We start from the raw sequence: 25,472 nt of genomic DNA on the forward strand, positions 1-25,472 counted from the left end.
AGAAATTTTGCTATTATCTATCTTTTTTGATATAAAATGCACGGAAAGTCAAGCGTTAATTTTACATGGAATGGATACATGTGTGAACGTTACCTTATTTTTTCTCAATACAGGACAAAAAGCGAAAATAGTAAAATAATGGAGCGGGACACTAAAAATGTAAGGTAGGGGAGAGCATGAAAGGCTATTCAAAGAACATGTTAGTAGGGGTAAGTTTTGCTAGTTTAATGTTAGGGAGTTTTCAAGGGGTCAGTTTGGCAGAAGATACTAAGGGAGAGCAAGTTTCTTATCGAAATGTGCTCAAAATGGAGCCAGTCGGTGTACAACTACCAGTACAAGAATTAGCTCATTCATCGAAAGTGCTCGAAAGCAAGTCTTTTGAGAAAAGGTTACAATTTGCCGATTTATCACAAAGACCACCTGAGGTGAAAAAAGAAAGTAAGCAATTAGCTGTAGCGAAAACTTATACAATTGCTGAATTAAATCAATTAAGCAATCAGCAGTTAGTAGATTTACTTGTAACAATTGATTGGGAGCAAATTACGGGGCTATTTCAGTTTAATACAGACAGTCTAGCATTCTATCAAAATGATAGTAGGATGCAGGCGATTATTGATAAATTGAAGCAGCAAGGACAAGCCTATACGAAGGATGATTCAAAAGGGATTGAGACATTAGTGGAGGTATTGCGTTCAGGATTTTATTTAGGATTTTATAATTCGGAACTTAGTAAATTAAATGAACGGAGTTATCATGATAAATGCTTACCTGCATTAAAAGCGATAGCTAACAATTCAAATTTCAAGCTGGGTACATTAGAGCAAAATAGAGTGGTATCATCATACGGAAAGTTAATAGGAAACGCTTCGAGTGATGTGGAAACGATAACATCAGCTGCAAAAATTTTCAAACAATATAATGATAATTTTTCTACATTAGTAGATAATCTTTCAGCTGGAAATGCTATTTACGATATTATGCAAGGTGTTGATTACGACATTCAATCGTATTTGTACGATACGAGGAAAGCTCCGAAAGATACAGTATGGTATCAGAAAATAGATAGTTATATTAATGAACTAAGTCGTTTTGCATTAATGGGAACGATTACAGCAAAAAACGGTTGGCTTATTAATAATGGCATTTATTATACAGGTAGACTTGGTACATTCCATAGTACAGGAACGAAAGGGTTACAAGTTGTAACAGATGCGATGAAAATTTATCCGTATTTAGGGGAGCAATATTTCGTAGCTGCTGAGCAAATCGCAACGAATTATGGCGGAAAAGATGCAAATGGTAAAGTGGTGAATTTAGATCAAATAAGAGAAGATGGAAAGAAAAAATATTTGCCAAAAACGTATACGTTTGATGATGGGGCAATTGTTTTAAAAGCTGGAGATAAAGTGACAGAAGAAAAAGTAAAACGTTTATATTGGGCGGCAAAAGAAGTGAAGGCACAATTCCATCGTACGGTTGAAAGTGATCAACCTTTAGAAAATGGAAATCCTGATGATGTACTAACGATGGTTATTTATAATAGCCCAGCAGAATATCAATTTAATCGTCAATTGTACGGTTATGAAACGAATAACGGTGGTCTTTATATAGAAGGAACAGGTACGTTCTTTACTTATGAGCGTACGCCAGAAGAAAGTATTTATAGTTTAGAAGAATTATTCCGGCACGAGTTCACGCATTATTTACAAGGTAGATATGAAGTACCAGGATTATGGGGACAAGGAAAAATATATGAAAATGAAAGATTATCTTGGTTTGAAGAAGGAAATGCTGAATTTTTTGCAGGGGCAACGAGAACGGATAATGTTGTACCGAGAAAGAGTATTATAGGAGGATTATCTTCAAATCCAGCAGAGCGTTATACGGCAGAGCGAACGTTAAATGCAAAGTATGGAACGTGGGATTTCTATAATTATTCCTTTGCTTTACAATCGTATATGTACAATAAGAGATATGATATGTTCGATAAAATACATGATCTTATTAGGAAAAATGATGTAACAGCATATGATGCATATCGCTCTACATTAAGTAAAGATGCGAATTTAAATAAAGAATATCAAGACTATATGCAAATGCTAGTTGATAATCGTGAGAAGTATAATGTGCCATTAGTATCAGACGATTATTTAGCGAATCATGCATCGAAGCCAGTTTCAGATATTGCAGCAGAAATAACAGCGGAAGCAAAATTGAAAAATGTATCAGTGAAGAAAAATAAATCACAGTTCTTTAATACATTCACACTACAAGGAACATATACAGGAACTGCAGCAAAAGGAGAATACGAAGATTGGAAAACAATTACACAAAACGTTAATGATACGTTAAAACGTTTAAGTGTAAAGGAATGGACAGGCTATAAAACAGTAACAGCATACTTCGTAAATTATCGCGTGAATGCATCAGGACAATTTGAATATGATGTTGTGTTTCACGGTATTAATACAGAAGAAGGTGCAGAGAATAAAGCACCAGTTGCAGTTATAAATGGTCCGTATAGTGGAAATGTAAATGAAGCAATTTCATTTAAAAGCGACGGATCAAAAGATGAAGACGGGAAAATTACTTTGTATAGATGGGAGTTTGGTGATGGAGCAGTAAGTAATGAGCAAAATCCAACTCACGTATATACAAAAGAAGGAACGTATACGACGAAATTAACGGTAACAGACGATAAAGGAGCAACTAATACTGCTACAGCGACTGTAACTGTTCAAAAGAAAGAAGATAACAGTGTAGAAAAAGAACCGAATAACTCATTCCAAACAGCAAACAAACTGCAGTTAAATCAAGTTTTACGTGCTAGTTTAGGAAATGGCGATACAAGTGACTTCTTTGAAATTAATGTGGAGAATGCTAAAAACCTTCAAATTAACGTAACGAATGAAAATAATATCGGAATGAACTGGGTACTTTATTCTGCAGCAGATTTAAATAATTATGTTACGTATGCTCAGCAACAAGGGAATAAACTAGTAGGTAGTTACTACACATATCCAGGGAAGTATTATTTACATGTGTATCAGTATGGTGGTGGAACAGGGAATTATACGGTGGAAGTGAAGTAGTAAAAAGGGAGTTGTCTTTTTCAATGAATGGCACAAGGTCTGTACTTTAATGAAAAAACAACTGCAGGAAATGTCCCTAATGATAATAACAAATTAAGTATCGCGAGATATTATATTTACATTAAACAAATCTAATCAGTAAATGAGATAAAATCGATGAACTAGTATTTCATCACGATGTAAGAAAAGTTATAAATATTAAGTGCGTTTAATGTAGTTAAACTAAAGGATCAGAGTGTATCTGTAACAATAGATAAGCTCTGATCCTTATTATATTTAATTAACGCATATGAATTTAAGATAATTAATAAGTAAGCTAGCTAGCGGGATTCTTAAAATTCATTTATGTAATTAACTAAACAGAAAATTGTTATCACATTAGCAAGGGATACTAATAGAAAAGCGTGTCCCTTTACCTAATTCACTCTCTATTTCTATATCTCCGTTTAATTCTCTAATAATACTATAAGCAATCATAGTACCAAGCCCAGTTCCTTTTCTGTTGCTAGAAAAAGACTTTAAAATTTACATGTTTTTATGAAGTGTAATATTGTAGCTTTATCTATGTGGCTTTCTCAATAACTATTAAGGCGGAAAGTTAATATATATAGGTTTATAGATATGAATTATTACATAAAAACGCACTTAAAAAAGGATGTATGATGGTAATAGAATACAAACATCAAGGGGGAACTTAAAATGAAGTTAAATAAACTAGTGCTTAGTTGTGGAGTAGTTTCAGCATTAACACTTGGTGTGTTAGGGAATAATACTTATGCTGAAGAAGTACACAAAACGAATGATCCAATTCATGTAGTTGAACATGTTTCTGCAGACTTATTATTAACCCAAACAATGGATTATAGTGGTGAGGCTGTAACTTCTTTCGTATATGATGGGAGTACTGACTTAAGCTTCTCTATGAAAAATAATGGTCAAAATACAATGGGATATAGTGTAAAAGGTCCAAATACAGAGCTAATTGTTGGTGGTTATATAAAACCTGGAGAACAACAAATTAATGTTACAAATGTACGGAATGCTTTATCTCCATTACCGAATGGAACATATAAAATTTACGTTTCAAATGATGATGGTTCTAAGGGGCAATTCCAAGTTTCAGTAAGATCTATGAATTAAATTTAAAACGCTTTGTTTTTAAGTTAATTTAATCTTTACTTATTGGAAAGAAGCTAAATTGAATTGAGAATTACCGATAAAAATGAAAACGAGCACCTTATCTAATTGGGAGAGGGTGTTCGTTTTTTGCTATTAAACAGAAAATAATTATAAATATATTTTGATATTCCCATTGCTAACCTACTAGATTGTGTCAACTAGAGAATGTCTACTATAAAACATATTAAAATAAAGATGATGTAACATTCCGCTAAATTATATGGGAAAGCTTAATAACTGGAGTAAAGGAATTGCTATTTATATATTTAACATACATATTTGTCTTTTAAATTGTAGACGTGTTTTAGAATTTGTATATAGTAAATTCGTTAAAAACTTGATAAATAATAAAATGTGTAAATTTTTTGACTATTTTATTAAAATTATTTAATATTTGTAATTTATTGTTTTATAATGATAAATGGGTCGATCGTGAATGTTTTAGATATTGCGATATATACTCGGATTAATTTATTCTAGGGAGGTTACAAAATTGGGTAAGAGAGTCATTATAAGAGTTTTTACATTATTATCAGTACTGGCATTATTCCTTAATGTATTTTTACCTAGGGCTAGTGCAGAGGTTATGACGCATGAGAAATATTCAATGGACTGGAGTTATAGTAATAGTCTAGGTAAGTACATTCGCACTGAAATGATTAAAAATTCAAGTGGTCAAATTGCTTATTGCTTAACCCTTGGATTAAAATCACCAAATGGTGAAGATCTTCCTGAAATGGGGAAAACAGATAATGTAGTATATAGAGTCTTATTAAATGGTTTCCCGCAAAAAAGTGCTGAACAGCTGGGAGTAGCTAATAAAAATGAAGCGCATTATGCAACGCAACTTGCGGTTTGGAATGCATTAGGTCAACTCGATGTAAATGAATTAAAACATGAGAATAAAAATGTTGAAAAAGCAGCTAAGGCTATTATTAGTAATGCTAATAATAGTGAAGAGACTCAAGATGTTTTTATGAATGTGATTCCTGCTGAAAAGCAAAAAGCAGAATTAAAGGGTGAATTCTTCGAAACAAATCTATATTCAGTACAAACAAATGCTAAGAGTGGTTCTTATAAGGTAGTAGCGAAAAATGCACCTAATGGAGTTAGAATTGTTAGTGAAAATGGAGAAGTGAAAGATCAGCTTTCAGTTGGAGAAAAATTTCGTATCCAAATTCCTAAGAATACAAAAACGGGTGAATTTAATTTAAGTGTTGCTGCTAATTTAACTAAAGTTCAAGCAATTGCTTACCGTGGTACGGATACTGTTCAGAACGCTACAGTACTATTAGAAAGAAATGAAGAAAAGCTTAGTAGTGATCTTGCAGTAAATTGGGAAGCAGCTGGTTCTTTAAAAATTAAAAAGGTTGGAGAAAATGGAGAAGTTTTAGCTGGTGCAGTATTTGAGGTCTTTAATGTAAATAATGAATCAGTCGGAAAAATCACGACTGGTGCTGATGGTATGGCAGAATTAAACAACTTACCAATTGGTACTTACACATTAAAAGAAATTAAAGCACCAACAGGCTATGTTTCAGATGATAAACCACAAACTATTGAAGTTAAGACAGGAGAAACAGGAGCTGTCCAAATAGTAAATAACAAAGTAAAAGGTAACATCGAAATTAAAAAGCTTAGTGATTCAGGAAAGATTTTACCAAATGTTGAATTCACAGTCTTCACTGAAGATGGAAAAGAAGTGAAAAAAGTAGTAACAAAAGAAAATGGAATTGCAAACGTTGAAGGTCTTACGTATGGTAAATATTATTTCTTAGAGACAAAAACACCTAATGGATATATTGGAAATAAAACAAAGTATCCTTTTGAAATTAAAGAGCACAATAAAACACTTACTTTTACAGTGGAAAATACCGAAGTGAAAGGTAGTGTAAAATTACTAAAAGTAGATAATGAAGATATTAGTAAAAAATTAGAAGGTGCAGCATTCGAGCTAAAAGATGCAAGCGGAAAAGTAGTTGGGGAATATAAGACAGATAAAAATGGTGAGATTAACGTCAAAGATTTAGCGTATGGTAAATATTCATTTGTAGAAAAGGCTTCTCCACATGGTTACGTTCTTGTTAAAGAACCAATTATGTTCGAAATAAAGGAACATGGGAAGATTATTGAGTTATTGGCAGTTAATCATCTTATCAAAGGTGATCTAGAAATTACAAAGGTAGATGTAGCTGATGGAAATAACAAGCTTCCAAATGCAGAATTTACGATTTATAACGAAGCAGGAAAAGAAGTAGTAAAAGGAAAAACAGACGATAAAGGAATCGCTAAATTTGAAAAATTACCATTTGGAAAATACACATATAAAGAAACTGTTGCACCAAAAGGTTATGTATTAAATGAAGAAACGTTCTCTTTTGAAATTAAAGAGAATGGTCAAATCATTAAACACATTGTCAAAGATGAAAAGATTCCTTCAATAAAAACAACAGCTACTGATAAAACAGATGGTACAAAAGAAATGCACACGTCTAAGTCTGTAACAATCCAAGATAAAGTGGAATACAAAGACCTACAAGTAGGTAAAGAGTACACTTTAAAAGGTAAATTAATGAATAAAGAGACTAATAAACCATTAGTTGTAAATGGTAAAGAAGTAACTGCTGAAACGAAGTTTACACCAAAAGAAGCAAATGGTTCTATTACACTAGATTTCACTTTTGATGCAACTGGTTTAGAAGAAAAAGAAGTAGTAGTATTCGAAGAGTTACTGAAAGACGGAAAAGTTGTTACGACACATGCTGATATCAATGATAAAGGTCAAACAGTTAAGTTCGTTAAGCCATCAGTAAAAACGACAGCAACAAACAAAGCTGATGGTTCTAAAGAGTTAGACGCTTCTAAATCTGTAACAATCCAAGATACAGTGGAATACAAAGACTTAATCGTGGGCAAAGAGTATGTTGTAAAAGGTAAACTGATGGATAAAGCAACAAACAAGCCATTATTAGTTGATGGTAAAGAAGTAACAGTAGAATCTAAGTTTATTGCTAAAGAGAAGAATGGTTCTATCACACTAGATTTCACATTTAATGCTTCTGCATTACAAGGTAAAGAAGTAGTCGTGTTTGAAGAACTGTATCAAGATAATATATTAGTAGCTATTCACGCTGAAATTGAAGATAAGGGACAAACAGTGAAATTTAAAGAGGCAAAGCCGGAACAACCTAAACCAGAACAGCCAAATTCAGATAAAAATACTTCAACACCAGAGCAGCCTAACGAGCAAGTAAAAGAACAACCACAACCTAAGCAAGAAATTCAATCTAAAATTGGATGGTTACCGCAAACAGGTACTAATCTTACAAGTTGGATCTCTATGGTTGCAGGCGCATTACTGTTAATTGTTGGTGGAGTTATTTTCTTGAAACGTAAAAATGCATAGAAATTAAAAAATAAGCACATCTGTTTTTTAACAGGATGTGCTTATTTTCTTACATATCTTTGATTTAAAATAAAATTTTTGCAGGATCAATTAAATTCATTTCTTGTTATGCAAACACATTTTCAGCGAAAATAACGTCTTCACTATTTTGCGCAGGACAGACTTTATAAAAAAATGGCTACGTTTCCTGATTTTGAAATAATCTTCTCAAATTGCAATCCTGCTTTTCTAAAAGCTTTACTGCATCAACAATAGAAGTAATTGCTAAAAAGGTTATTCAAATGAAATTTATAAAAGCTTGATAGGCGATACCAAGTGAAAATACCGTAGCTACTATATGTGCAGTCCATTTAGGCATATTTAATTTCAATACGGTATTGTACAAGATTCCATATACGATACAAATAATTAATATAAATGCAATGAATTGAAGAACTAATAAAAATAGCGGTTGTCCCATTTATTTTCACTTCCTTTATTTAATATATTAATATAATTTATTTAGAAGTGAAAGTTTTATTTCTATGAATTTCCAAAAATGTGATATGAAAGGAATAGTGGTAATCACAAGAATTACTGCAAAACTATAATGTAACTAAAAGTATTATTACGAGATCAGTAAAGTAGTAAAAAAGGTCGCCATTCAAGGCGACCTTTTTTACTATGCGTTATACCCAAATAATTTTAAATCTTCTCCTGAATCTGAAATGATTTTCTCAAATCGTAATCCTACTTTTTCTAAAAGCTTTCCTGAGGCAATGTTATCTATAGAAGTAATTGCTACAATTCGTTTCATGCCGAGCTTTTGTACACCGTATTCGATTATCGCAGAAGCTGACTCGTAGCCATATCCTTTTGAACGGAATGTTTCTAAAAAGGCAAATCCGATATCAACGTCTTCTAATGAATCTCTTTTAATAAGGCCACACATACCAAGTGGAGTGAGATCTTCTTTTCGTTCTACTAAGTAAAGGCCAAATCCGAGTTTGTTATACATATCGATGGGACCGTTTACAATATAATTTTTTGCATCTTCTAAGTTTCTAACCCCTTTGTCACCGATAAACTGAATCCATGCAGGATCGTTTACTAACTCAAGAATAAAAGAAGCGTCTTTTATATCAAACCAACGAAGATTTAGACGTTCGGTTTCAAGAACTATCAATTATTACACCACCTTTAAAAAGTTATAACAATTAGTATGGATTGTGTAAAACAAAAGTGCAACATATTTTAATGGGGGTGTTTGTTCACATAAAGTTCGTTTGTTTTGTATAGAGAGATATTTTATAATTAGGATTGATTGTAAAGAGTGAGATACTTATACAATGACTCCTAGGTGACTAGGAGTTTTTACTATATAACTATCATTATTACTAAATATGACACACTACACATTCTACTCAAGGAGGTACATAATGAAGAAATTATATAATGCATCGTTTACGTATTTGATTATCGGTTTATTATCAGGGATTTTCGCTAGGGAGTATGGTAAGTATAAAGGGATTTTAGGATCTACTTTGTTAAATCTTTTGCATACACATACACTTGTACTTGGCTTTTTCTTCTTTTTAATTGCTTTAGGATTAGCAAAAGTATTCGCATTTCATGAAGTGCAAGGGTTTAATAAGTGGTTTGTTTTACATAACATTGCATTAACATTAATGTTAGGTTCGCTAGCAGCGAGAGGGCTTCTTCAGTTAAATGGAGCTGACTTTAAAGGGTTAACTTATATTGTAGGGTTTTCTCATTCGTTGATGGCAGTTACTTTAATTTGGTTTATGTTGTTAATAAAGAAATCGTTTAAAATGTAGTAAAAAAGAACTTGTAGCGTGTGCTACAGGTTCTTTTTTGTATGTTCAGATTTAATAATCTTATTTTTCTAATTATTTAGTATAAAGATGGTATACTTGTTTTAAAATTAAAAAGGAGAGTTGATTATGGAAATAACAATTGAACATGTAGTAAATGAATTAAAAGGCATACTTCCTGAAGATCGAGTAGTAATAAATATGACAGTACGAGAGTTACATAGTAAAGATGAATCTTACCATAGTAGTAGTTTACCTGATGTAGTTGTTTTTCCAAAAACAACCGAAGAAGTTAGCGCGATAATGAAAATAGCGAGTCAGCACGGAACAGCTGTCGTTCCATTTGGAGTAGGATCCAGTTTAGAGGGACATGTAATCCCTTACGAAAAAGGAATTACAATGGACTTTTCTCTTATGAACAAAATACTTGAAATAAGAGAAAAGGATTTTCTTGTGAGAGTACAGCCAGGGGTGACGCGCTCTCAGCTTAATAAAGAATTGAAAAAGTATGGATTGTTTTTTAGTGTAGACCCAGGAGCTGATGCAACGTTAGGAGGAATGGCTGCTACAAATGCGAGCGGAACGACAGCGGTAAAGTATGGGGTAATGCGTGATCAAGTTCGAGATTTAGAAGTCGTTCTTGCTGATGGAGTAGTAATACATACCGGGAATTTAGCGGCGAAGTCATCATCAGGTTATCATTTAAATGGTATTTTCGTAGGCTCAGAAGGAACACTTGGATGTTTCACGGAGTTAACTTTAAAAGTATACGGTATACCAGAACATGTTATGGCTGCGAGGGCATCGTTTCCAACTATAAATGATGCAGTAGAAGCTGTAATTAACATATTACAAGCAGGTATTCCAATCGCGAGAATTGAACTCGTTGATGAATTATCTATGAAACAAGTAAATCATTACAATGAAACAAGTTACAGAGAAGAACCGACACTGTTTGTAGAGTTCCACGGCAATGAAGCAGGGTTAAAGCAAGATATTGAATTTACGAAAGAAATCGTTCTTGATCATAAATGTATAGAAATTGCGTTTGAGATGGAAACAGCAGCGAGAAATAAACTGTGGGATGCAAGGCATAACTTAGCGTACTCTTACGTGCATAGTTATCCTGGTAAAAAGCTAATGAGTACAGACGTATGTGTGCCAATTTCGGAATTAGCTGGAGCGATTCAACATGCGAAAGAGGTATTAGATAAAGTAGGGCTTATTGGCGGTATTCTCGGTCATGTTGGGGATGGGAATTTCCATGTACTCTTAATGATTGATACAAATGATAAAGAGGAAGTGAAGAAGGCAGACGAAATAAATGAAAGTATCGTTCAGTATGCTCTTAAACGAGGAGGAACGTGTACAGGAGAACATGGCGTTGGAATCGGAAAACGAAAGTATCAAGAAGAAGAGCATGGGGCAGCATTATTTGTAATGGAGAAAATAAAGAAAGCTCTTGATCCGCAAAATATTTTGAATCCGAATAAGGTGTTTCAATTAAAAGATAGGGGCTGATTGGATGAAAGTACTAGAAGCGATAAGTAATATAGCTGGAAAGTATTTTGCATTGTGGACCGGCTGCTGCACTCCCAAGTGTATTAGCGGCAGTATGGCATAACATTGTAGGGCCAATATTAGCAACCATCTGGTCAAAAAATGCAAAGAACACTTTCAGCGATGAAAATGTATCAATAAATATAGAAAAATAGGAATGATAAATAATGCAAAAACGTATTGTACATTTTGAAGGAATGGTTGTATTTTTAGCCACGATTTATATGTATTCAATATATGAGTTTAGTTGGATTATATTTTTTGTATTCCTTTTTGCGCCGGATTTATCCATGTTAGCGTATGGGATCAATAATCACGTTGGTGCGAAAATATATAACGTATGTCATACATATATCATATCCATATTAATTGTTCTAATAGGTGTCTATTTTAAGATAGATACCGTTATAATGATTGGCTTAATATGGACAGCACATATTGGAATGGATCGAATGTTTGGATATGGATTGAAATATGAGACGGATTTTAAGGATACTCATATTCAAAGATTATAATTGCTTTTGAGGAGAGGGATACGTTGAAACAGAGAATTACTATCGAAGAATATAACATCAAATGGGAAAGTGAATTTAATAAGCTACAAACTCTCATTAACGATGTGATGGAAGACAGCATTTTATCCATTGAACATGTTGGGAGTACATCTGTTAAAGGGCTTGCATCAAAACCAATACTAGATATTGATGTTGTAATAGAAGAGTACGAAATTTTTCATGAGGTAGTAAAAAAACTTGAGAAGATAGGGTACTATCATCAGTTAGAATGGAGCTTTAAAGGAAGAGAGGCATTTGGAAGAAAGGATATGTTCGTTCCATGGAACGAGGGAAATACAGTTTGGATGGAACATCATTTATATGTGTGTGATAAAAATAGTGAAGAGTTGAGAAGGCATATAGCGTTTCGAGATTACCTTCGTGAACATACTGAAGTAGCTAATAAGTATGGAAACTTGAAGGAAGAGTTAGCAAGAGAGTCGAAAAATCGATCTAGTTATATTGAAGGTAAGACCGTATTTATTACAAATATATTAGAAAAAATAAACTAAGGCAGCATGGAATACATGCTGCCTATTGTTTTGAAATAGAAAGCTGCCATTATAAAACAAATATAAACTGGCCCTGTTGATTGATGCGGTTACTAAATATAATAGGAAATAAAATAGAAAAGAGCGGAAAAGAGGGAGCTTATGTACATACCAAAATATTTCGCAATACAAGATGAAGAGATGAAGTACGAAATAATGGAACAAAATAGCTTTGCGACATTATTTTCTCAACATAACGGAGAACCATATGCAACGCACTTGCCGTTGTTGCTAAATAGGGAGACCCTTACTTTACATGGTCACTTCGCACGACCGAATGAACAGTGGAAAGATATTGGGACTCAGCAAGTACTAGCTATATTTCAAGGACCACATAGTTACATCTCTCCGTCATGGTATGAAACAAACAATGCAGTACCAACATGGAATTACGTTGCAGTGCATGTATATGGTGAATTAGAAATTGTTGAAGATGAGAAGACATTAGTAGATTCTCTTCAAGATTTAGTAAATAAATATGAAGATCCAGAGAGCACCTACTCACTTAATGATGTAGATCCAAATTATATGGGAGGATTAAGTAAGGGAATAGTTGGATTCAAAATAAAGATAAATAAAATAGAAGGAAAAGCGAAGTTAAGTCAAAATCATTCTGTAGAGAGACGGAATTTAGTTGTGGAGAAACTTGAGAAAGTTGGTAGTGAGGAGAGTAAGAGGATTGCGGAGTTGATGAGAAAATAAAGCCTACATGAAAGGGAAATATTCTAAATAAGCGTATTTAAAAAGACCTTCTTAATTGAAGGTCTTTCATTTTTTAAAGTGCTTTTTCAGTTGTTGTTGAGTTGTAGTCTTTACTTACGTCAATAGATTGAACAAGGTCAGGTCTTTGTGGTGCAGGGGTGTCCCCAATGTTTAATGCTACATATCCTAACTGTGTTTTCGGTGTTTCTGAGGTGAAGCTTAACCCAAGAGTTGTGATGCTAATAACAGCTAAGCCAATGATGCTCAATTTAATCTTTTTCATTATATCAAAGCTCCCTTTTCTTCATGTTTTTTTCTTGCTTGATTGGCCATGTAAAAGTATTGACTAGCTTTTATATGGTCTTCTTTTTCATAAAACATATTTGCTAGAACATCAGTGTACTCTTGTATACATTCCCAAAGGTTTTCTGTTTTAAAGTAAGAAATTCCTTCCAAAATTATCATTTCTAAATCATTTATAGAAGTTTTATTATTTAGTTCTCTTAAAATCATGAAACGATATTGAAACTCTTTGTTTTCTAGTTTATTTGAGATGTTTAATCCTTTTTTTATAAGTTCTTTAGCCTGGGTATATTCTCCAAGCTTGTAGTATTCACGTGCTTCAACAAAAAGTGCTTTAAAGTGATTTGGTTGCTTAGTTGTAACCTCTGAAATATGACGCATTGCTAACTCTGAAAGGTTTTGACTTGCATATAGCCAAGCTAAATTATGTCGTACTCTTAATGATAAAGTCTCCTCTGAATACTTCTGTAGAATATTTAATGCTGAATCAAGTCTAATTTCAGCTTGTTCAAACTGTTTTAAATCAATACAAGATAAACCAAAGATGTTATCACACAAAGCAACATTAATTTCACAGTTTATATGTTTTGAAAAAATCGCTTTAGCTTCATTTGCAGATTGGATTGCTACTAGTGGTTGATATGTTTGATAATAATAGGCAGCTAAGCGGTAGTTAAATTCAGCATTCTCTAGTTCGTCAGATACGTGTATTAGCAGCTTTTTAGCGTTCTCGAAAAGGTGTTTTGCTGCATTGTAGTTTCCAATAATTGTATTGTGAATAGCCTTAAAAAAATGATAATAATAAGAAAATAGCCCATTCTCTGGAAGTGGGAAAGAATCAATTTTATTAAAATCATCTTTATTAATATTTAAACCATCTGTTAAGATTTTGTATCTGAAATTAAAAAGTGAATAATACAATTGTAGGTTTGTATCTTCTTCTGAATTAGAGATGGTATTTTCAATATCTTTTTATTTTTGTTGCATGGGTAGTTTGATGCTGTAACATAGCTCTATACCAGTCATTAAATAATTTTGTAATTTGTTCATTACCTTGTAGTTGAACGTTCATGAAATCCCTAACTTTTTGAATATTCTTATAAAATATAGTATCAAAAATAAAAATATTTAGAAATGATGTTTTATATTTCTCAATATTTGTTTAACAAGCTTACGAGTAAGTCTATTGGAATAGTGTAGAATTTGTTTTGGATTAAAGAAATGGCATCGGGGGATGTGTATTTTAAAGTTTTAGTTGAGTGGGGGGATATAAAAAGGGTGCGTTCACACAAATTATATGAACGCACCTTTTTACATATTAAACAATCAAGTCCCACAAAAAGTACGATAAGGGCGATTCGTCGGTGCAGGCGGAATGCAGTATTCTTCTTGATCTGTAGAATACGCATAAGGGTTTGATAAAGCTTCAAGAAGTTGCTCCATTACGCTATAGTCTTCATTTGTAACAGCTGCTTCTAGTGCTTCTTCTACACGGTGGTTCCTCGGGATGATTGATGGGTTATTATTTTTCATCATCTCGTAGGCGTTTTCTTTTGATTGTTCTTGTCTTTCTAATCGAGATTGCCACATTTTGTACCATTCTTTAAATTCAGGACTTTCAAATAGAGCTGTATTTTCGATAGCATCAAGAGTTAATGAACGGAATGTATTTGTATAATCCGCTTTATATTTCTCCATCATTTTTAAAAGTTGCTCAATAAGTGATTGATCTTGTTCTTCGTTGCTAAATAGTCCTAATTTCTTTTTCATTCCAAGGAACCACTGTTTTTCATACTGTACGCTAAATTTCGAAATTTCGTCTTGAGCGATTTTTAATGCTTCTTCTTCATCTTCGTGCAGAATTGGTATTAAAGATTCAGCTAGTCGTGCTAGATCCCATGCGGCCATATATGGTTGATTTCCATATGCATAACGACCTTGTGTGTCAATAGAGCTAAATACGGTTCCTTGGTCGTAATTGTCCATAAATGCACAAGGACCGTAATCAATTGTTTCGCCACTGATTGTTATATTGTCAGTGTTCATTACGCCGTGAATAAATCCAACAAGTTGCCATTTTGCGATAAGACTGGCTTGTCTTTTAATGACTTCTTGTAGTAATGCAGTATATCGGTTTTCATGAGCTTCAATTTCTGGATAATGCCTTTTTATCGTATAGTCAGCTAGTGATTTCAGGTCCTCTATTGAACCACGAGCTGCAGCATATTGAAATGTACCGACCCGTATATGACTACTAGCGACTCTAGTTAAAATTGCTCCAGGTAATTTTGTTTCACGATATGTTGGCTCCCCGGTTGTAACAACTGCTAAACTGCGAGTAGTCGGAATATCAAGTGCATACATTGCTTCACTAATAATATATTCACGTAGCATCGGACCGAGTGCAGCACGGCCATCTCCTCGGCGTGAATAGGGAGTAGGGCCAGAACCTTTCAGTTGAATATCGAAACGCTCACCTGAAGGAGTAATTTGTTCGCCAATTAAAAGAGCACGACCGTCGCCTAACATATTAAAATGTCCGAATTGATGACCAGCATATGCTTGAGCTAATGGATGAGCTCCTTCTGGAAGTCCATTGCCAGCGAAAATGGCAATTTCAGCTTCCTTTTTCAGTTCTTCAGGGGTTAAGCCAAGAGATATCGCTAATGAATGATTTAGTTTAACTAACTCCGGTGAACTTACGGGAGTAGGGGGGATTTCTGTATAAAATGATTGTGGTAAAGTCGTATAACTATTATCTAAATTCCAACCTGTTTCATTATTTTTAGTCATTGTATCTCCTCCTTTTTGTATTTTAAATTATGTATTTGTACGTATATATTCTTTGTAAAGTTAACTAAAAGTATAATATAATATTTCCCCTTGCAATCTATTGTAAGGACTTCATTGCACTATGTCTATTTAACAGCAAATTTAAAACCTCCATTTTAAGAAAATGGAGGTTTTATTATTATTTAATTTTTACAATTATTTTTCCTTTTGCTCTTCCAGCCTCGGAATATTCCATTGCTTTTTGCGCATCTTCAAAAGGGAAAACTCGATCGATTACCGGTTTGATTTCACCAGCTTCAATATAGTTTGCAATAGTACGTAATTGACCCCCACTTGGCTTCATAAATAAAAATGAATATTGAACATTATGCTTTTTTTCAAGTGCAGTAAGTTTTTTGCTGGCTAATGAAAATAAGAGAGTTTTAAAGAATCCTGAACCAAATTCTTTACCGAAGCGAGCATTCGGCATGCCTGAAACGGAAACAATGTTTCCTCCCCTTTTTATAATATTGAATGATTTTTCAAGTGTTGCACCGCCGATTGTATCAAATACGGCATCATAATTTTTTAGTATATCTTCAAATTTCTCTGTTTTGTAATTAATAATTTCATCTGCGCCAAGAGACGTTACTAAATTCGCACCAGCTTCACTAGCAGTCGTTGTAACAATGGCACCCATTATTTTTGCTAGCTGAATAGCGAAAGTACCAACACCACCGGATCCGGCGTGAATTAAAATCTTTTGTCCTTTTTGTAATTGCATGATGTCATGTAATGCTTGATATGATGTTAAGCCAACGAGTGGAATCGAAGCAGCTTCCTCAAAACTTAAATTTTTCGGTTTTAAAGCAATATCATCTTCATGAATGGCTATATACTCCGCGAAAGTACCAATCTTATTTTTTCTTGGACGAGCATATATTTCATCACCGACTTTAAAACGAGTCACTTTTGATCCAACCTTCGTGATGACACCGGAAAAGTCATTCCCAAGGATTAGAGGCATTTCATATTTCAGTAACATTTTAACTTTTCCATCACGTATTTTAAAATCAATTGGGTTAATACTAGCTGCATGAATTTCTGCGAGCACTTCATACTCATTAATTTCAGGAGTAGGTACCTCTGCCATACGCATTGGGACTTTTCCATATCTATCAATTATCATTGCTTTCATATCTTATACCTCCAAGTTTTAATAAAAGTTTTGCAATAGCTTCTCAATATCTAATACAAGATTTTTTAATAAACCTAATTTTGTACGTATATCAATATAATAAAAATTCTTTGTACCTTCTTTTCTCATTAAAATAATGCCAGCTTCTCGTAAAATCTTAAGGTGATGTGATACTGCTGGACGGGAAAGGTGTGTTTGCTTCGTGATTTCTCCTACACGTAATCCTGTTTGACATTCTGTTTCCATTAGCACTAATAAAATAGCTTGACGTGTTTCATCACCAATTGCCAATAATACTTTTTGAGAATCAATAAAATCTTTTTTTATAATATTTAATTGTTCTTGTTTATTCATTTCAATCACTTTGCCTCCAGGTAATTAGTCGAAAGGTTTAAGATGATAAACCATTACTTCGATACGGTAATGCTACATGATTGTTGTACGAGGTGCAATATTGAGAAAGAAAATCGAGACGAATGAATTTTTTATTGTTGAAAATTATAGGGAGATAGAAAAGGGATTGGAAGGATTACATAACACAATAGATGAAGTTTTAAAAACAAAAAATGATGTAACAATAAAATAAGCGGTCGTAACCTTGTATAATCCATAAGGTTACGACTGCTTATAATGTTTATATTATTTTTGATTTTTACGATAGAACATGGTTCAACGTAAAGTAAGTTCTTTTGTTTTACACTTTCATACAGACACAATTCAGGTGGATTATAGATGTATGAAAAGGTAAAAGGAATTTTGGGGCGTAATCTATCTATATGATAATTCAAAATGAAATATAAGTCTATATTTTAATGTTTTTTTTGATTATATTTATGTCACTGAGCTCAGAACAATGATGTGGAGGGTAAATATATGAAATCGAATTATGTACCAGTTTTAATTGTTGGAGGGGGATTATCTGGGTTAGCGTCTGCGTTATTTCTTGCAAAACATAACATTGAGTACTTACTTATTGAAAGGCATCCGTCTACTGCCATTCATTCGAAAGCAGGTGGTCTTACTTTACGTACAATGGAGTTATTTCGAGAATTAGGCTTGGAACAAAGAATTAAATTGGCAGGTAAAGCATTAGAGAACTGCCGAGGAAGAATAGCGGTTCATACAATAGCTGAAGCGAATAAAGAAGACCTGGAACAAATGAGAGCGACGCAATACAGAAACGATGAAGAGTTACTTCAAAAAATAGAAAAGATTAGTCCATCAAAACAAACTGCATGTTATCAAATTATTTTAGAAGAGATGATGTTACAAGAGGCAAAAACGCTAGGCGGGCAACTATCTTTTTATCATGAATTAGTTTCATTTGAACAAAGTGAAAACGGGGTAAAAGCAAAGATTCGAAATCGTGAAGCAGAAAAAGAAAGTGTCATACATTGTGACTATGTAATTGCAGCAGATGGAGCGAAAAGTAAAATACGTGAGCAGTTAGGGATTAAAACTGAGGGGCGTGGAACCATTGGTGGCTATTATATGAATATTTATTTTGAAGCAGACTTAAGTGAGTTTATACAAGGAGACGCATTCGGTTTTTCTATGGTACTTCATCCAGAGGTTCTTGGTGCACTGATCCCAGTAGATAACGTAAAAAAATGGATTTACCATGTAGCCTACGATCCATTAAAAGGAGAGGGACCAGAGGATTTCACGATGGAACGTTGTAAACAAATTATTGAAATAGCAATTGGAAGTACAAATGTTGAGTCAGAAATATTAAGTGTTTTACCGTGGGAAGCGGCCGAAAGTACAGCAATGAAATTTCAAGGAAATCGAGTCTTTCTAGTTGGAGATTCAGCACATATTATGCCACCAACAGGCGGATTTGGTTCAAATACAGGAATACAAGATGCGCATAACTTAGCTTGGAAATTAGCGGCTGTTATAAAAAGGAAGGCAAAACCAAAATTGTTAGAAACATATCATGAAGAGAGACACTCTGTTGCAAAATTAACGACAGCTTATGCAAGTAGTTTACTGTTTCGTGCTGCGAAGAGAGAGAAAGGCAGTTTGAATAATATGGATGGTTTAGCTGTTACAGTTGGATATCAGTATTGTTCAGAGGCGATTATAGATAATTCAGTCACTCCACATAGAATGGATAGCATAGAGTTGAACGGAAGACCTGGAACGCGAGCGCCACATTTATGGGGAACGTATGAAGGGAAGAAAGTTTCTACATTAGACTTATTCGGTAACAGTTTTGTATTACTTACAGGAGTAGAAAATAGTTCTTGGGCTGAGGTAGCACATACTGTTTCAGCTAAATTAGGAATAAATATAAAAGGGTATCGTGTTGGCTTAAGTGGAGACTTTATTGCTCCAGAAGATATTTTTAGCAAATTATATGGTATAGAGAATGGAGGTGCTGTATTAATTAGACCAGATGGCTTTATAGGATGGCGTTCAGAAAAAGCGGTAGTAAATCCAGATATAGTATTGGACGAGGTAATGGGAAATTTATTATGTGATTTTTAAGTAACTACGGAAATATTGTTTTATGTGCTTCACTGCACTGAAAAAAATATTCACAAATTTCAATAGGTTTGATATGATTAAATTCGACAAGTTAATAGAGGCCGGAGATATTTGAGAAAAGCCATAAATTTATTTAGGGATACAGGAGTGTAGCCTAAATAATTTATGGCTTTTTTTATTGAATGAACCGTACAAAATAGGGAGTTACATGTGAAAAGGAGGGCTATAGAAATTAAATAGGATAATACTAGTTTTCTATATTAATAATATAGAAAACATTTGTAAGATTGGAATTTTAATATAGGTTTATAAAAATAATGAAAGTGTGTCTTCTGTTTCGTGTAAATCTCATTAGCTTGTTGAAATTTGCAACGTAGGAAGGGTTAGAAGAATGAGAAAGATTATTAGCGTTTTAGTTATTTTCTTTATGACTGGAAGTATCTTTGCTGGGGGAGCTGTTCATGCGAAAGCAGAAGGAAAGCATGAATGGAATACGAATAAGTTTTTAAATATTGCACATCGCGGAGCAAGTGGACATGCACCTGAGCATACTTTTGCTTCTTATGATTTAGTGAAAAAAATGAAAGCGGATTATTTAGAGTTAGACATTCAATTAACAAAGGATGGCCAATTAATTGCAATGCATGATACAGCAGTTGATCGCACTACAAATGGAACAGGCGAAGTACGCGATAAAACGTTAAGTGAAATAAAGAGTTTAGATGCTGGATCATGGTTTAATAAAGCGTATCCAGAAAAGGCTAAGCAAGAGTATGTTGGGCAAAAGGTTCCAACTCTTGAAGAAATCTTCCAAAAGTATGGAAGAAGTATGAAGTATTATATTGAAACAAAATCACCAGATGTGTATCCAGGAATGGAAGAGAAATTGTTGGCGTTGTTACAAAAATATAATTTAGTAGGCCAAAACATGTCTTCTAGCCGTGTTATGATTCAATCATTTAGTAAAGATAGTTTGAAAAAGATTCATAGTATGAATGAAAATATTCCGTTAGTTCAATTGCTTTGGTATTACCCAAATGAAAACAATGAAATTGTTGAATGGTCTGGCATTACACATGAACCGAAAAGTGTAACAAATGATGATTTTCAAGAAATTAAAAAGTATGCAGCTGGTATTGGACCAAACTTACGTAATGATAACGGGGAACTAATTATTGATGAGTCATATATGAAAATGGCTAGGAAAAATGGACTGTTAATTCACCCTTATACAATTAATGAGAAACCAGATATGAGACTGTTAATCAAATGGGGTGCTACAGGAATGTTTACAAATTATCCGGATCGATTACATAGTGTATTGAAGGAAAAATAAGTGGAAAAGGGTATACCAGTGTTTTAGGTATACCCTTTTTAATCTAACTCTCCAATAAACAGAATCTCTTTTTCATAGCATTCATCTGCATCATAAATAATTTCTTGAAAGTGAAGCGTTTTGAAGGAATGACAAACTGACATTTCCCGTGTCTCCCAAAAATCAATTTCATTTGAAAGAAGAATCCATTTTTGAAATTCACTATCTCTATTAAAGAAATTATGAAAGTAGTCCTCATTTTTAAATATAATGATTTGCGAATCCCACAAATTATTTATAGAAATCAAAACAACAACTCGATATGTATGTGTATCGCTCGGTTTCATATTTATTAAATGATTTGCTTGATTTAATAAGGTTTGAATACATAACCGTTTTACTTTTCTAGGTGTTTTACGAGAGTCAATAAAAGCTTGCGAAACTGGCAATAGCATATTCCAATATTCATCGTTATAGAAAGTAGAAGGGAACGTTTTTGTATGTTCCTCAATTCGCTTTATCATAGTGTTTGTTTTTCGTTTCATACCACTTATTTTCTTTTCACGCATTGCGAGTCATCTCCATAAATTTTTGTAATGCAGCAGAGTGATATATATCTTTTCTAGTAATAAAAGTAGTAGGAACTTTTTTGAAGCTATTTGGTAAAGGATTGAATGATATGTCATGTTTATGACCACTTAAAATAGACTTCATCATAATTGCTATGCCTATACCTGATTTTACACATGCGAGAATCGCTTCAATTGTTCCAAACTCTAATACTCGCTTAGGTGAAATTCCTTCTTCTTGAAGCCAATCTTCTAATAAATTTCTATAATAGCACCCATGACTAAATGCAAGTAAATTCATGTCTCCTATGTCTTTAAAGGAAGATAAAGGCTTTTTGCTAATGAGAACTAATTCTTCTTCACGAAATATATTTGTATGAAGTTCAGCATGCTGAGTAGAGCCAGCTATAAACGCTCCGTCCAGTTTTCGTTCTAGTACAAGCCTAATCAATTGTTCCGTCGTATTTGATTCTAAAATCAATTCGACTTTTGAGTATTTCTCATAATAGGCCGTTAATATAGATGGAAGTCTTACAGCGGTTGTAGATTCTGTACATCCAATTTTTAAAGTGCCTCTTGGTTCGATCCCATTACTTTGAACTGCTTTAACAGATTGATCCATTAAGTAGATAATTTGTTTGGCGTATGTTAATAAAATCTCACCATTAGAAGTTAAAGTTACACCTTTTCCGTTTCGGTAAAATAAAGGCACACCTAATTCGTTTTCTAGTTGTTTCATACGCATTGTTACGCCAGACTGTACATAGTTTAAATTTTTAGCTGCGTGAGATATGTTTTTTTCTTTCGCAACTTCGTAAAATACAGTTAAATCTTTTATATCCAAGTATCATCCCTCCAGAAAAGGTATCATTTTTTTTGATGAATTACATGATAAATCTTTATTTTATATGATATCAGAACTTTCATACAATGGAAGGGGATGGAGGGATTATTGTGTTAATGGAAGAAAGGGTAAATAGTACTTATAAGTGGGTTATGTTAATTTTTGCGACGGTTGCTCAAACAACAGCGACACTTATAACGTATGGTGTTGGAGCGTTTGCTTTATTTTGGAAAGAAGAATATGCACTTACGAATACGGAGATTGGATTGTTAGTAAGTGTTGTAAATATAGGACCGCTATTTTGTATGCTTTTTGTCGGGCGGCTACTTGATCAATACAATGAAAAGTTGTTAATTTCGATAAGTTCATTTTTACTAGGAGGTTCGTTTTTACTGACTAATATGGTCAATGGATTTAATGGGTTACTCTTTGTACTTTTATTAGTAGGAACGTTTTATAGTGTTTCGCAGCCAGGAGGAAGTAAGGTGATAATGAAGTGGTTCTCAAAAGAAAATCGCGGGTTAGCGATGGGGATTAGACAAGCCGGTATACCGATTGGTGGTACATTAGCGGGAGTATTGATCCCGTTTCTTACAATAAAATATAATATGGCCTATGCGGTAAATAGTATTGCATGTATTTGTATAATTGGAGGGTTTTTATTTTTTATATTTTATAAGGAACCATATATTCAAGAGAAAGTTAAACAAGCACGTAGTAAACTTTCTTTTTGGATGCAGTTAAAAGAAGTGATGTGTAAAAAAGAGTTATATGCAATTTATATAACTGGCATTTGTATGATTTCATTGCAAATGGTGTTAGTTGCGCACTTTATAAAATTTTTAGTATTGGAACAATCAATCACGCCAATTTTAGCTGGAAAAGTATTTTCCGTTATGTTCTTTTCTGGAATGGTTGGTAGGGTTATATTAGCAGCTACTAGTGATTTATTTTATAAGGGGAATAGGCGTAACCTCTTATTTATAACTGTTTGTATTTCTATTTTCTTCATTCTAATATTAGTAATGAGCATACATACAATAACGAATGTATTGTATGGTGTAAGTGCATTGTTAGGGTTCTTTGCAATTGGATGGTTTAGCCTTTTCATAACTGAAGTTGCGGAATCAGCAAGTGAAGAATCGGTAGGGATGACAGTGAGTTTTGCACTTACATTAAATCAAATTGCCATTATTGCTGCGCCTGCTTTATTTGGTTATATTGTAGATAAGAAGGGATATACGTATGCGTGGTTATGCATAGTTGTATTACTAACTATTTCAGCGGTTAGCTTATATAGGAAGGATAGAAAATGAAGGAATGTTAGCAATGTAAATTTTTTATGAAGAAAGTCTAAAGAAATGTTGAATGAGCGACATTTCTTTTTTTATTTGTTGTATAATCAAAATATAAATGAGATTCGTTTTCAATTTCGTTCATTACCTCTTTTGAAATTACCTGTAATTTTAGCCATAATTAGCTGTTTTTCTTTATCGTTATTTGCATGATTTATTTTATTTGAAAATTTTTCAGCATCTTTTCCTTTTAATACCATAATCAGTTTTCCGTAATATTCAATTAATACCATGTTGTTTTTGTTATCCGATAATGAAACATCTTATCATCTAAACGATTGCGTTTATCGGTGTTTTTCATATTACATCTCCATTCTTTTAGTATGTAACAAATGTTACAAAAGAATTTGAAATTATAGTGTAATGCATCCGATTGTATGTTGGAAATTTTGCAAGAAAGAAATACAATAGAGAGTAGTCAAAATTGAAAATGAGAAAAGGAATCTAGTTTTAACAGAGTGAATATTAAATAATATTATAATATACTTGATAATTAAAAGATATAAAATAGAATGGATGTACGTTAAGTGAAACTAGATAAAAGAGGGTTCCTAGTATGTTAAAGAAATGGTTAATCGTTTTCTTTATTTTTGCAGTTTTTTGTGGAAGTATTGTTACACTAATACATGCAAATAAAGGAAAAAAATATGATGCAAAGGCATTTTCTAATGTAAATAGTAAGCAAAAAGATGTTAAGCAGGAAATTGATGCGAATGAGAAAAAGCGTTATGAAATTGCAGCTGGAAAACTAGATCAGTACTTAAAAGATAAAGGATTTAATGGAAGTGTTCTTGTAGCAAGTAAAGGTCATGTGATTTTACGAAAAGGCTACGGTTATGCGAATGTGAAAGATCAAGTATTAACAACGCCAAGAACGAAATATCGCATTGGTTCTATTACGAAAACAGTTGTTGCAATATCTATTATGCAACTAAAAGAAAAAGGGAAGTTGAACATTGAAGACAATGTAAATAAATATATCCCATCGTTTCCAGCAGATAAAAATATTACGTTACGAAACTTGTTAACACATACGTCTGGATTACCAGAACAGGGACAAGGTAGTGTTGACGCAGCATCACGGTTAAAATTAGTAACGTGGATTGGGGCACAAACGTTACAATTTCCAGCAGGGACAGGATGGAAATATACAGATTATAATTATATGGTGCTTGCATATATTGTAGAAAAAATATCGAATAAACCACTTGCTGAATATGTGAAAGAAAATATTTTGACTCCCGTTGAAATGAATGAATCTGGAATGGGCGCAACACTTCCAGAAGATATTTTCTTAGCAGAAGGGTATACGAAAAAAGATAATAAGTTAATAGCCACGCCGCGCTTAAAAATGAACTGGCTGTATGGTTGTGGTGAAATGTATACGACTGTTGAAGATATGAAAAAGTTAGATGAAGCTATTATGGATGGTAAACTACTTTCTAAACAAAGTGTATCAGATATGTTTTCTGCATCACCTGCAAGAAAATATGGATTTAGTTTCTATATTTACCCAGATTATTATCATAACCACGGTGTATTAGCTGGTTGGAACACTTTTAATAATTTTAACTGGGATAAACGAACGTTTGTCATATTATTTTCTAACGTCCAAAATGGTATGAATGACGCATTTAATCAAGAATTCAGGAAAATGGCGAATGATTTAATAGAAGGAAAATAATTATAAAAAATCGGTATTGATATGTAATTATCAATACCGATTTTTTTATTTTGTAAAGTTTTACTTACTGAATAAAGTGAA

Annotated in this window: 21 protein-coding genes and 4 pseudogenes; 14 read left to right on the top strand and 11 right to left on the bottom strand. The window is 33.2% G+C overall.

The genetic code is table 11. The annotated features are described in order from the left end of the window. Positions 1-176: 176 nt before the first annotated feature. Positions 177-3,092, top strand: a complete 2,916-nt coding sequence (gene colA / locus IQ781_RS25795) for a collagenase ColA (RefSeq protein ID WP_072770238.1) — start codon at positions 177-179, stop codon at positions 3,090-3,092. A gap of 378 nt (positions 3,093-3,470) precedes the next feature. Here colA and IQ781_RS25800 read toward each other — a convergent pair. Next, positions 3,471-3,596: pseudogene (locus IQ781_RS25800) on the bottom strand (ATP-binding protein); the annotation flags it as partial. A 195-nt stretch (positions 3,597-3,791) separates the two neighbouring features. On the opposite strand from IQ781_RS25800, the gene IQ781_RS25805 reads away from it, so the two are divergent. Together IQ781_RS25805 and IQ781_RS25810 are read left to right on the top strand one after the other, a co-directional pair. Next, a complete protein-coding gene (locus IQ781_RS25805) occupies positions 3,792-4,232 on the top strand; it encodes a hypothetical protein (protein ID WP_000773522.1) in 441 nt (146 codons plus the stop codon). 532 nt (positions 4,233-4,764) lie between these two features. Continuing rightward, positions 4,765-7,677, top strand: coding sequence for a VaFE repeat-containing surface-anchored protein (locus IQ781_RS25810; protein WP_063220828.1), 2,913 nt, complete (start codon positions 4,765-4,767; stop codon positions 7,675-7,677). A gap of 277 nt (positions 7,678-7,954) precedes the next feature. Here the strand turns inward: IQ781_RS25810 and IQ781_RS25815 are convergent, their stop codons facing one another. Together IQ781_RS25815 and IQ781_RS25820 are read right to left on the bottom strand one after the other, a co-directional pair. After that, a complete protein-coding gene (locus IQ781_RS25815; protein WP_000531430.1) occupies positions 7,955-8,137 on the bottom strand; it encodes a hypothetical protein in 183 nt (60 codons plus the stop codon). A gap of 201 nt (positions 8,138-8,338) precedes the next feature. Continuing rightward, positions 8,339-8,842, bottom strand: a complete 504-nt coding sequence (locus IQ781_RS25820; protein WP_000636213.1) for a GNAT family N-acetyltransferase — start codon at positions 8,840-8,842, stop codon at positions 8,339-8,341. Between the two features lie 253 nt (positions 8,843-9,095). Here IQ781_RS25820 and IQ781_RS25825 point away from each other — a divergent pair, with 253 nt between their 5' ends. From IQ781_RS25825 to IQ781_RS25850, 6 genes and pseudogenes are all read left to right on the top strand, one after another. Beyond that, positions 9,096-9,494 carry a DUF2871 family protein gene (locus IQ781_RS25825; RefSeq protein ID WP_000737896.1) on the top strand — a complete coding sequence of 133 codons (399 nt, stop codon included), beginning with the start codon at positions 9,096-9,098 and terminating at the stop codon, positions 9,492-9,494. Between the two features lie 126 nt (positions 9,495-9,620). Beyond that, complete coding sequence (locus tag IQ781_RS25830) at positions 9,621-11,012, top strand: FAD-binding oxidoreductase (RefSeq protein ID WP_000406573.1); 1,392 nt, start codon at positions 9,621-9,623, stop codon at positions 11,010-11,012. Between the two features lie 50 nt (positions 11,013-11,062). Further along, positions 11,063-11,206 (top strand): annotated as a pseudogene (locus IQ781_RS25835) (bile acid:sodium symporter family protein); the annotation flags it as partial. Between the two features lie 12 nt (positions 11,207-11,218). Next, positions 11,219-11,566, top strand: coding sequence for a DUF4260 domain-containing protein (locus IQ781_RS25840; RefSeq protein ID WP_001172060.1), 348 nt, complete (start codon positions 11,219-11,221; stop codon positions 11,564-11,566). Between the two features lie 23 nt (positions 11,567-11,589). After that, positions 11,590-12,117, top strand: a complete 528-nt coding sequence (locus IQ781_RS25845) for a GrpB family protein (protein WP_059303544.1) — start codon at positions 11,590-11,592, stop codon at positions 12,115-12,117. A 141-nt stretch (positions 12,118-12,258) separates the two neighbouring features. Further along, positions 12,259-12,858, top strand: a complete 600-nt coding sequence (locus IQ781_RS25850) for an FMN-binding negative transcriptional regulator (protein WP_000275796.1) — start codon at positions 12,259-12,261, stop codon at positions 12,856-12,858. Positions 12,859-12,931: 73 nt separating this feature from the next. Here IQ781_RS25850 and IQ781_RS25855 read toward each other — a convergent pair whose 3' ends face one another. The 5 genes and pseudogenes from IQ781_RS25855 to IQ781_RS25875 form a co-directional block, all read right to left on the bottom strand. After that, a complete protein-coding gene (locus IQ781_RS25855; protein WP_000721430.1) occupies positions 12,932-13,141 on the bottom strand; it encodes a hypothetical protein in 210 nt (69 codons plus the stop codon). Then, positions 13,141-14,233: pseudogene (locus tag IQ781_RS25860) on the bottom strand (response regulator aspartate phosphatase). The gene IQ781_RS25855 and the pseudogene IQ781_RS25860 overlap by 1 nt, the downstream one beginning before the upstream one ends. Positions 14,234-14,487: 254 nt before the next feature. Next, a complete protein-coding gene (locus IQ781_RS25865; RefSeq protein WP_063220830.1) occupies positions 14,488-15,954 on the bottom strand; it encodes a protein adenylyltransferase SelO in 1,467 nt (488 codons plus the stop codon). Positions 15,955-16,132: 178 nt separating this feature from the next. Next, a complete protein-coding gene (locus IQ781_RS25870) occupies positions 16,133-17,131 on the bottom strand; it encodes an NADP-dependent oxidoreductase (RefSeq protein ID WP_139846881.1) in 999 nt (332 codons plus the stop codon). An 18-nt stretch (positions 17,132-17,149) separates the two neighbouring features. Then, positions 17,150-17,494, bottom strand: coding sequence for an ArsR/SmtB family transcription factor (locus IQ781_RS25875; RefSeq protein WP_000571870.1), 345 nt, complete (start codon positions 17,492-17,494; stop codon positions 17,150-17,152). A gap of 91 nt (positions 17,495-17,585) precedes the next feature. Here IQ781_RS25875 and IQ781_RS28205 point away from each other — a divergent pair, with 91 nt between their 5' ends. From IQ781_RS28205 to IQ781_RS25885, 3 genes are all read left to right on the top strand, one after another. After that, entirely contained in the window at positions 17,586-17,717 is a 132-nt protein-coding gene (locus IQ781_RS28205; RefSeq protein ID WP_001227549.1) for a hypothetical protein, read from the top strand. 287 nt (positions 17,718-18,004) lie between these two features. After that, the gene (locus IQ781_RS25880) at positions 18,005-19,624 is read left to right on the top strand and encodes an FAD-dependent oxidoreductase (RefSeq protein WP_242808201.1); all 1,620 of its coding nucleotides are present in this window, start codon (positions 18,005-18,007) and stop codon (positions 19,622-19,624) included. 391 nt (positions 19,625-20,015) lie between these two features. Continuing rightward, positions 20,016-20,960, top strand: coding sequence for a glycerophosphodiester phosphodiesterase (locus tag IQ781_RS25885; RefSeq protein WP_001226340.1), 945 nt, complete (start codon positions 20,016-20,018; stop codon positions 20,958-20,960). Positions 20,961-20,998: 38 nt separating this feature from the next. On the opposite strand, the gene IQ781_RS25890 is transcribed toward IQ781_RS25885, so the two are convergent. Together IQ781_RS25890 and IQ781_RS25895 are read right to left on the bottom strand one after the other, a co-directional pair. After that, on the bottom strand, positions 20,999-21,508 hold the full coding sequence (locus tag IQ781_RS25890; protein WP_065382233.1) for a DUF3916 domain-containing protein: 510 nt from the start codon (positions 21,506-21,508) through the stop codon (positions 20,999-21,001). Continuing rightward, positions 21,501-22,352: a LysR family transcriptional regulator gene (locus IQ781_RS25895; RefSeq protein WP_065382232.1), complete on the bottom strand. Its 852-nt coding sequence runs from the start codon at positions 22,350-22,352 to the stop codon at positions 21,501-21,503. The genes IQ781_RS25890 and IQ781_RS25895 overlap by 8 nt, the downstream gene beginning before the upstream one ends. 86 nt (positions 22,353-22,438) lie before the next feature. On the opposite strand from IQ781_RS25895, the gene IQ781_RS25900 reads away from it, so the two are divergent. Further along, positions 22,439-23,668 carry an MFS transporter gene (locus tag IQ781_RS25900; RefSeq protein ID WP_065382231.1) on the top strand — a complete coding sequence of 410 codons (1,230 nt, stop codon included), beginning with the start codon at positions 22,439-22,441 and terminating at the stop codon, positions 23,666-23,668. Positions 23,669-23,778: 110 nt separating this feature from the next. Here the strand turns inward: IQ781_RS25900 and IQ781_RS25905 are convergent. Continuing rightward, a pseudogene (locus IQ781_RS25905) lies at positions 23,779-24,008 on the bottom strand (hypothetical protein). 255 nt (positions 24,009-24,263) lie between these two features. On the opposite strand from IQ781_RS25905, the gene IQ781_RS25910 reads away from it, so the two are divergent. Continuing rightward, positions 24,264-25,391 carry a serine hydrolase domain-containing protein gene (locus IQ781_RS25910; RefSeq protein ID WP_000915192.1) on the top strand — a complete coding sequence of 376 codons (1,128 nt, stop codon included), beginning with the start codon at positions 24,264-24,266 and terminating at the stop codon, positions 25,389-25,391. Positions 25,392-25,472: the final 81 nt, after the last annotated feature.

This window comes from Bacillus sp. N447-1, assembly GCF_022701035.1.
In the GTDB taxonomy this organism is placed as follows: domain Bacteria; phylum Bacillota; class Bacilli; order Bacillales; family Bacillaceae_G; genus Bacillus_A; species Bacillus_A cereus.

What these genes read in the sequence shown, in the direction of transcription:
- IQ781_RS25900 (WP_065382231.1), top strand. Translation starts at nt 22,439, where the DNA reads ATGGAAGGGGATGGAGGGATTATTGTGTTAATGGAAGAAAGGGTAAAT.
- IQ781_RS25830 (WP_000406573.1), top strand. Translation starts at nt 9,621, where the DNA reads ATGGAAATAACAATTGAACATGTAGTAAATGAATTAAAAGGCATACTT.
- IQ781_RS25805 (WP_000773522.1), top strand. Translation starts at nt 3,792, where the DNA reads ATGAAGTTAAATAAACTAGTGCTTAGTTGTGGAGTAGTTTCAGCATTA.
- IQ781_RS25815 (WP_000531430.1), bottom strand. Translation starts at nt 8,137, where the DNA reads ATGGGACAACCGCTATTTTTATTAGTTCTTCAATTCATTGCATTTATA.
- IQ781_RS25890 (WP_065382233.1), bottom strand. Translation starts at nt 21,508, where the DNA reads ATGCGTGAAAAGAAAATAAGTGGTATGAAACGAAAAACAAACACTATG.
- IQ781_RS25910 (WP_000915192.1), top strand. Translation starts at nt 24,264, where the DNA reads ATGTTAAAGAAATGGTTAATCGTTTTCTTTATTTTTGCAGTTTTTTGT.
- IQ781_RS25840 (WP_001172060.1), top strand. Translation starts at nt 11,219, where the DNA reads ATGCAAAAACGTATTGTACATTTTGAAGGAATGGTTGTATTTTTAGCC.
- IQ781_RS25850 (WP_000275796.1), top strand. Translation starts at nt 12,259, where the DNA reads ATGTACATACCAAAATATTTCGCAATACAAGATGAAGAGATGAAGTAC.
- IQ781_RS25870 (WP_139846881.1), bottom strand. Translation starts at nt 17,131, where the DNA reads ATGAAAGCAATGATAATTGATAGATATGGAAAAGTCCCAATGCGTATG.
- colA (WP_072770238.1), top strand. Translation starts at nt 177, where the DNA reads ATGAAAGGCTATTCAAAGAACATGTTAGTAGGGGTAAGTTTTGCTAGT.
- IQ781_RS25880 (WP_242808201.1), top strand. Translation starts at nt 18,005, where the DNA reads ATGAAATCGAATTATGTACCAGTTTTAATTGTTGGAGGGGGATTATCT.
- IQ781_RS25825 (WP_000737896.1), top strand. Translation starts at nt 9,096, where the DNA reads ATGAAGAAATTATATAATGCATCGTTTACGTATTTGATTATCGGTTTA.
- IQ781_RS25885 (WP_001226340.1), top strand. Translation starts at nt 20,016, where the DNA reads ATGAGAAAGATTATTAGCGTTTTAGTTATTTTCTTTATGACTGGAAGT.
- IQ781_RS25865 (WP_063220830.1), bottom strand. Translation starts at nt 15,954, where the DNA reads ATGACTAAAAATAATGAAACAGGTTGGAATTTAGATAATAGTTATACG.
- IQ781_RS25855 (WP_000721430.1), bottom strand. Translation starts at nt 13,141, where the DNA reads ATGAAAAAGATTAAATTGAGCATCATTGGCTTAGCTGTTATTAGCATC.